General features: G+C 58.9%; 9 protein-coding genes. 5 read left to right on the top strand and 4 right to left on the bottom strand.

The features are described 5' to 3' along the window. The 3 genes from K7W03_RS26100 to K7W03_RS26090 all read right to left on the bottom strand — a co-directional run. On the bottom strand, window positions 1-601 hold a 601-nt coding region (locus K7W03_RS26100; protein WP_222887814.1), incomplete at its 3' end, for a DUF262 domain-containing protein. 236 nt (window positions 602-837) lie between these two features. Further along, window positions 838-1,170 carry a helix-turn-helix domain-containing protein gene (locus K7W03_RS26095; RefSeq protein ID WP_172451895.1) on the bottom strand — a complete coding sequence of 111 codons (333 nt, stop codon included), beginning with the start codon at window positions 1,168-1,170 and terminating at the stop codon, window positions 838-840. Then, on the bottom strand, window positions 1,148-1,528 hold the full coding sequence (locus K7W03_RS26090; protein WP_319024348.1) for a type II toxin-antitoxin system RelE/ParE family toxin: 381 nt from the start codon (window positions 1,526-1,528) through the stop codon (window positions 1,148-1,150). Before K7W03_RS26090 ends, K7W03_RS26095 begins: the two co-directional genes overlap by 23 nt. A 494-nt stretch (window positions 1,529-2,022) precedes the next feature. Between K7W03_RS26090 and K7W03_RS26085 the strand changes: the two genes are divergently transcribed. Both K7W03_RS26085 and K7W03_RS26080 read left to right on the top strand, forming a co-directional pair. Beyond that, window positions 2,023-2,238 (top strand): helix-turn-helix transcriptional regulator, encoded by a 216-nt coding sequence (locus K7W03_RS26085; protein ID WP_066560297.1) that lies wholly within the window; start codon window positions 2,023-2,025, stop codon window positions 2,236-2,238. Beyond that, the gene (locus tag K7W03_RS26080; RefSeq protein WP_103001236.1) at window positions 2,235-2,426 is read left to right on the top strand and encodes a helix-turn-helix domain-containing protein; all 192 of its coding nucleotides are present in this window, start codon (window positions 2,235-2,237) and stop codon (window positions 2,424-2,426) included. The genes K7W03_RS26085 and K7W03_RS26080 overlap by 4 nt, the downstream gene beginning before the upstream one ends. Here K7W03_RS26080 and K7W03_RS26075 read toward each other — a convergent pair. Then, window positions 2,404-3,636, bottom strand: a complete 1,233-nt coding sequence (locus K7W03_RS26075) for a tyrosine-type recombinase/integrase (RefSeq protein WP_103001235.1) — start codon at window positions 3,634-3,636, stop codon at window positions 2,404-2,406. The genes K7W03_RS26080 and K7W03_RS26075 overlap by 23 nt on opposite strands. A gap of 817 nt (window positions 3,637-4,453) precedes the next feature. Here K7W03_RS26075 and K7W03_RS26070 point away from each other — a divergent pair. The 3 genes from K7W03_RS26070 to K7W03_RS26060 are packed head-to-tail and all read left to right on the top strand — an operon-like array spanning window position 4,454 to window position 6,109. Next, complete coding sequence (locus tag K7W03_RS26070; RefSeq protein ID WP_130030048.1) at window positions 4,454-5,188, top strand: hypothetical protein; 735 nt, start codon at window positions 4,454-4,456, stop codon at window positions 5,186-5,188. Window positions 5,189-5,211: 23 nt separating this feature from the next. Then, on the top strand, window positions 5,212-5,655 hold the full coding sequence (locus K7W03_RS26065; protein ID WP_146001610.1) for a hypothetical protein: 444 nt from the start codon (window positions 5,212-5,214) through the stop codon (window positions 5,653-5,655). Window positions 5,656-5,662: 7 nt separating this feature from the next. Beyond that, window positions 5,663-6,109, top strand: a complete 447-nt coding sequence (locus K7W03_RS26060; protein WP_044663103.1) for a RidA family protein — start codon at window positions 5,663-5,665, stop codon at window positions 6,107-6,109. Window positions 6,110-6,948 lie beyond the last annotated feature (839 nt).

Genomic DNA, 6,948 nt, shown 5'->3' with positions numbered 1-6,948 from the left:
AATACGCTCGCCCAACGCCACCTCCAAAAGGCAGCCTTGAATCAACGCCCGATCCTGCTGTCAACCTTTGTCCACGAAACCTAGATGAGCAATTTCGGATCTCTTGAGCGGAAAGAAGCGAACCGCCAGTATTAAGACGTTTGAATAGCTCATATTTAACGAAGGCATCGCCGGATTTGTTAATTATCGTCGCACGGATAGGCGTGCGCTTTATTTTTAATTTTGTAACGGTATCGATAGTATTCAACGTCTTTCCATTTAGATCGTGAATAAAATCACAACCTTGCAGAACAAGTTCTGGTTGACTAATGGCAGAATGGTCTAAAAATTGAAGTACAGAGCTAGTCCTTTGAAGGCCGTCAATTAGCTCCAAAATTCCATCATCGTTCTCGATGAGAAATATGGGAGGGATTGGAAGTCCCATTACTATAGATTCTATTAGCCTAGATCTTTGCTCATTAGACCATCGAAAAAGCCTCTGATATTCTGGACGAATAACAATCTCTTCATCTCTATGTAAGTTGAGAAGTTCGCCGAAGGAAAAATCCACCGCCGTCGTGCGAATCTCGCGATCGAGGCTGCCTGGAGTGCTGTTAGTCAATTTTGATACCCTCTTCGATTTGCAACGACGCTACAGGCCCGCGGAAGCTTGAGCAATACCACGCTTCCGATCTCAGCTTGCGAAGGTGCATCAACGAGCGGCCATCTTTGCTGCCTAAATTAACGGCGGCCAGTGGCAGGTTCACGAATTATTCAATCCACGGCTGACAGTCTGAAATCGGCCCAAGGCGGTCATCCCGGCAGTGTGCGAAAACAGGTGAAACACGACAGGGGTAGTTAGGCCACCGCCTGCAACCCCTTGCGCTGGATGATGGACAAGAGCCGCAAGGCGGGACCGCCGGGGCGCTTCACGCCGCGTTCCCAATCCGACACGAGATTGCGCGAGACGTTGAGATAGGCGGCGAACACCGGCTGCGAGACATGCTCGCGCTCACGGATGGCGCGGATTTCATCGCCTGCCAGCGATGGGGCCGGGGCAAGACACGCCTCATCAAAGGTGCGAAGTGTCGCGCGCGACATAACGCCCGCGTCGTGCGCGTCGCTCATCATCTCGTGGACCGCGCCCGCGATCTCGCTGCGATAGCCCTTACCCTTCACCGTCGTTCCCATCGTCTATCTCCACCAGCGTTCCAGATGCCACCAGCCGGTCCAGTTCCTCGTCGTTCCATTCCAGCGCTTCGGTTGCCGCATTGCGCAGCAAGGCGAGGTCCGCCTCCGATATATTCGCCTGCGCACTCTTGGCGAAGCCGAAAGCGAATATCGCCCGATCACCGTGCCGGAGCAGGATCAGCGTGCGATAGCCGCCCGACCTGCCCTGACCGGTACGCGCCACGCGCTGTTTGATGACGCCGCCGCCGAGATCGGCATCCACCAATCCGCTTTCGGCGCGCTGCACAGCGTCCCGAAGCCCCGAATCGGCAATGCGCTCCTTGCGCGCGAAGCGCTCGAACCAGCCATTCTTGAATATACGTGGGATGGTGGCCCTCCTGCTTCCGATGCCATATATAATACATAGCGTTAGAGTTCAACGCACTTGCAGGGCCGATATTGGCGCAACCGGCACTGAAATGCCCCGATCGGCACTACAGTGCCCCACCCCTTGCGACGCAAGACGATCCGGCGCAGCCTGATCACTGGCGGGCAGACCTCCGATGATTTGGAGAATTGCCATGAATGATTCGACCTGACCAATGCGCAATGCCGTACCCATCGGCATAAAGCACTGACCGGCATGCTGTTTGGGACATAGTGGGAAAAAATTCTGCGATGGTCACGCCCTGCGGCAGAGCTACGTCGTGGACCGCCCTTGGACGCCCCTGAACGCCAGTCGTCGCCAGCGCCCACCCGTCCAATCCCGAATGGCCTGATTTGGCCCCGTAACGGCTCTTGCCCAGTGCGCCATGCTGCCCGATGCTGGTCCACAGGGGCGCGTGCAACACCTTGATTTGAAGAGATTGCCCCATGAACAACCCCGATCGTATCATCCGCCTGAAGACCGTTCTCGCCCGCACCGGGCTTTCGCGCACCACGCTCTATCGCAAGATGGGCGAAGGCACCTTCCCCCGCCAGGTAAAGATCAGCGTCCACGGCGCGGGCTGGCACGAATCCGCCGTCAATCGCTGGGTGGCCGATCCTGTCGGCTATCGCGACGACCACGCCGGGAGCCAGGTACAATGACCGTGCCTCTACCGCCCGATCCGATCTGCGTGCGCGTCAATGATGCGGCGCGCATGATCGGGGTCGGCCGCACCAAGCTCTATGCGCTGATCGCGGCGGGTGAGATCGAGACGGTGAAGCTCGGCAAGGCCACCCGCGTCACCACCGCCAGCCTGCACGATCTCATCAGGCGGCAACGCGAAGCCTGACCGGCTCGGACGCCGTGGGGTCGGCGTCCGAACTACCCTTCACCGGCAGCTTGTCCAGAAACTCCGCCCAGCGCGCCATGAGGCTGCGCCGCTTGTCGAAGAAGTCGGTGCGGCGATAGGCGGCTTCCACCTTGTTGGGCAGCTTGTGCGCCAGCGCCTTGTCGGCAACCTCCTTGGGGAAGCGGGTCCGCTCCGACGACCAGTCGGTGAAGGCCGAACGGAAGCCGTGGACGGTCACACTCTTGATGCCGTCATCGCGTAAGAGCTTGGTCATGGTCATGTCGCTGATCGGCTTTTCGCCGTCATTGCTGAACACAAGGCCGGTATCGCTGGTGCGCTCCTTCCACCGCTTGCGGAGCAGCGCCACGGCGGGCGCGGACAGCGGCACGACATGGGTCTCCCCTGCCTTCATCCGCTCACCCGGAATGGTCCAGATGGCCTTGTCCAGATCGAACTCCGACCACACGGCAAAGCGCGTCTCGTTCGACCGCACGGCATTATAGATGGTGAAGCGCAGCGCGTCGCGCCCGGTCGTGGGCGAAGCTGCCGCCAGCTTCCGCATGAGCGCAGGCACATCCACATAGGGCATGGCTTCCAGATGTCCGCCCTTGTCCACCTGACGGGGAAGCCCCTTGCGCACCGAGCGCAACGATACCTCACCCGGAAGCCAGCCCTTGATATGGGCGAAGTCCAGCACCGCGCCTATGCGTTGCAGGATGCGCCGCGCGCTATCAGGGATGGTCAGCCAGATCGGCGACAGCACCTCGACCACGCACGCATTGTCCACCTCGTTGACCGGCTTCGTGCCGATCGCCGGGAACACATGGTTCTCGAAACTGGAAATCCAGTTGGCGTGCCGCTTGTTCTTCCAGCCTTCCTTCAACGCCTCGTAACAATCGCGGGCCGCCGTCTCGAAGCTCGGCACCACCTTGCGCGCCCTGCGTCGCTCGGCGACCGGATCGGTTCCCTCACGGACCTTCCGCCGTAATGCTGCTGCCGCTTCCCGCGCCTCGGCCAGTGACACGTCCAGCGCCGATCCCAACCCATAGTCGCGTCGGCGTCCATCCTTCTGCATCCGCAGCACCCATGTCCGCGCACCGCTATCCTTCACCAGCAGGCACAGTCCCCGGCCATCGACATGCCGACCAGGCTTCGCGTTCTTTACCTTCAATGCCGTCAGTGCCATCGGTTCGGTTCCCGCTTTGGGCATCGCAGGCGTTCCCACACTTCCGGGCAGGAATTGGTCCCACAATCGTTCCCACATTTTGCGCCAAATTCAGGCAAATCAAGACGACCGACCGCGAACACCATACAAGACAAATCGTTGATTTTACAGTGTAGTTAGGAACGTCCCGGCATCGCCCGAGACAAAAGTTCTACACTCGTAGGGGTCACCAATCTCCTGAAAAGCAAAAAGTCCGTGCCGGCTGCTTTACTCCTGCTAATACAGCGGAGCGAAGAAGCGCTGTCATGTCCTGCCGTGGAAGCACCAGAAGCCGGCACTTACCATTGGCATCGATAGCTTCCCAAGCTCCGCTGAGCCTTTGAGGAGGAAGCTCTCATCCAGCAAGCTCTCAGATCAAAGATCCTTCGAAGTTTGCGGCTTTTCGATGTTGGACAACAGCAGACGGTCCCAACGGTAATTTGGCGTGCATTTGGCGGAGGTCAGCAGATAAGACCTACGCGCGCGCTGTAATATGGGACCAGCGATCCAGCTTTTATCGATTGCCATCAAAATTTTGCAATCGTTTGTTATAGTAAGAATGCGGATGATGCCTGAGGCACGCGAGGGTCAATCAGTCCGGCAATGAATGGGATACAAAGCGGAAATCCCTTCTTGCTCGCCGGAATCCCCATTGCATACGCCTGCACCGGATCAAAAATCGGCTTTCGTTGACAACGCAATGGCGATATGCAATCGTTTGTAATGAACATATTCCAACCCGTCAGGACACCGATCGCTCATACTGCAATCCAATAGCTTCCGAGCTTTCACCTCCCATCCTTTCACCCCCTAAGGAGTTGTAATGCAACCGAACAATGAGAATCACGCCGTAGGAGAGGACTCAGCGCTGCACACTCGGCACAACATCGCCTTGTATCACCGCGACCATATGCGGTTCAACGCGACGCTGCTGCTCGAGATCGCGGCCGACATCAGCCGTGAGGCGAACAGGCTGAAGGTTTTCGGGGACTATTGGCAGCGGGAGCCGGAGCCGCTCGCAACTGCTCCCTTCGACACCTCCCACCCGCGCAGCACCGCATGCGGTTGCGGCGATCTGAGTCCCCTGAGCGCCGTCGCCGGCGCGGGCATCCTCTTCATGGAAGGGCTGGGCGAGCCGGAAGAGATCCGGGTGCTGAAAGAAAAGCTGAGGTACCGGGGCGAGCAATTCGTCGATAAGGGGCAGTGGCTCGTCGACATCATGGCAGTGATCTGGAAGCAGGATCTGGAACTGCTGGATCCCGCCACCGTCGCTGCATGGCCCTGGATCTCCGTGATCTCCAACACCTGGCGCGGCGCGAAGCAGAGATTGACGGCAGGCAAGCTGCTCCTGACGGCACGCGACTATCTGGAGAAGGTCGACTTCGCGCCGGCTGCGCTCCGCAAGAATCGCGCGGCTTCAGGAAAGCTGCTCCTGTCTGCGGCATGGGCGATGGACGCGGCCGCCACTCTCTTCTGCGAGAACACTTCCAGCCTCACCTATGACGATCCGGAGATGATCAGATATCTGACCTTCTTCGAGAACGCCACGTCCCGCTGATCCCCGCATTTACGGAGTACCCAATGTCAACGACAATCGACCTGAGGATGTATTCAAGGCAGCTTCTACAGGCTACGCAGCAGCTCGACACCCTGATCGACCAGGTGGCGGCCACTGACCTGACCACCGACGAGATCAATGCGGTCGCAACCCATTCGCAGGCTCTTGTGGATGCGTTGAGCGCCACGCGTTCGGGCTTGCAGTCTGCCGGCAAGGACGGACTGGAAGCCGGTCTGGATCCCGCCAATGTCCGGCGTGCAATGGCCGCTTCGATCGCTGAACTTCCGCTGGAACCCGCGCTCTACGCGCTGGAAGCGGTAACGCCGCTTGTCGAGAAGGCCAAGGCGCAGCAATCCAGCCATGGGGTACTTTCGGTGCCGCTGTGCCTGGCATATCGCCACTGCATCGAAGCGCTCCGGCCGTTGGCCGCGGCGGTCGACCCGCAAGATCTTGTTGGAGCTCGTTGAGGAAATCATGACCGACCGTAATTTCAACAAGACGAACGTCAATCATAACAAGGGCTGGGCACGCGACTTGTTCAGCGACGTTTCCATCGTCGAGGCCCCGGCAGGCGCGAAGTACCTGTTCCTGTCAGGTGTGTCGGCCGAGGATCCGGAAGCCACCGATCTTCATTCGGTGACTATCCTGGGTGATGGCGACTTCCGCAAGCAGACCCAGATCGCATTTCGGAAGATCAAGACCGTGCTGGCGGCACATGGCGCCACCTTGGCCGATGTCGTGCGGATGACGGCCTATGTCACCGATCGCGCGAACATTTGGACCTATTTCGAGGTTCAGGGCGAAGAACTGGACGGTGCTCCCCGCCCGCCACATACCTTCCTTGAAATCTCCTCCCTGGCAGTCCCTGAGATGCTGGTGGAGATCGAAGTGACGGCGATGATCGGCCTTAATCCGAGTTGATTGCCGCTTGACAGAGCGGTGGCCGTATTTGGTCTTATGCTCGCGAAATCCCCGGCCGTTTATAGCAAAGCGGCCGGGCTTCGTGAGAATGGTGGGCGCCGATAGCCGTAAGCGATCTGTCCGCCATCCAGGCCGATGGAACGGATTTCAGGTTATAAGTCGGCGAGCTTGGATTCGTGCTGGGTACCACTCTTTCCTGAGTTCTGCACCGCTGACGATGCTGAAAGCCGGAGAGCGGTGCCCATCAGGCTTCTCCTCGCAGATACTCTCCATCAGGCGTGACCAGCTTTATGAGGGGACGCCCGACCCCGCGTCTTCCCATCGCAAAAATCCGGTGAAGGGATGGAGATATGGGGAAGCGACAGCCTCTCAGCATCCCTCAACTCCGCCCTGCGTTGCGGACGCCCGATGGGGCAGCTTTTTCAACGCTGCGCGTGCGCGGCTCAGGCGGTCAGTCTTGAACCGTCAACGCTGAACCACCATTGCAGAACGGGAGCGCCCCGTCGCAACGCGGCACCTCTCTTCCAGATCGGCAGTTCATCCTTTCGCCGCTATTTTGAGGGGTTATGGGCATTCTTCACGGACGCCGCCATTCCTGTCGAGAAAGCAGCCCCCCGGCAGTCGACCATTTCCGGCCAGTCAGCCGCTGGTGCCACATAGCTGAAAATCGGACATGGGATGGACTTCCCCTCCTACGGTTCGGGCGGGGACTTGCTCAACCGGAACAGGGCGCTGGCGTCGCTTCAATGGTGAGATGAGACCTGTGCGCGGGTGGGCGTAGCACTCTAAAATCTTATGGATATTCGACGAGCGTTCGATCCGGCCTATGCTTTGCAGGC

Source organism: Sphingobium sp. PNB, assembly GCF_019873065.1.
In the GTDB taxonomy this organism is placed as follows: domain Bacteria; phylum Pseudomonadota; class Alphaproteobacteria; order Sphingomonadales; family Sphingomonadaceae; genus Sphingobium; species Sphingobium fuliginis.
This window is presented reverse-complemented; position numbering and strand designations above follow the sequence as displayed.